The organism is Vallitalea sediminicola, assembly GCF_054408565.1.
Map to the genome: position 1 here is coordinate 1 of NZ_BTPT01000339.1, position 383 is coordinate 383.

Consider the following 383-nt stretch of genomic DNA (forward strand, 5'->3'; position numbering starts at 1 on the left):
CAAAAACCAGCGAAGCCTAAAGAGCCACCACCGCCAATGAATGCACCGCAGATGCAGCAAGCTAATCCTAATGCCAGCGCCGTAAAAAGTAGATTTGCAGAGGATATTCAAACAGATATGGGATTATCAGGAGGTTTAAGCCTAGATAGTGGTGATGGTGATTATTTACCGATTGTTAAAGTGGCCGCTATTTATCCACGTAGAGCCCAGTCTCGTGGTATTGAAGGTTTTGTTATTGTTGAGTTTGTCGTGACCAAAACAGGCTCTGTCAGTCAAGCCAAGGTAGTGAAAGCAAAACCAGAAGGAGTATTTGATAGGGCTACCCTTGATGCGGTTGCTAAGTTCAAATACAAACCACGTGTTGTTGATGGTGTTGCAATGGA

At 44.1% G+C, this 383-nt stretch carries 1 protein-coding gene; it reads left to right on the top strand.

Going from position 1 to position 383, the window contains the following annotated elements:
* Positions 1-36 precede the first annotated feature (36 nt).
* The coding region (locus tag ACX6CF_RS26980; RefSeq protein WP_458788461.1) for an energy transducer TonB at positions 37-383 on the top strand (347 nt) is incomplete at its 3' end.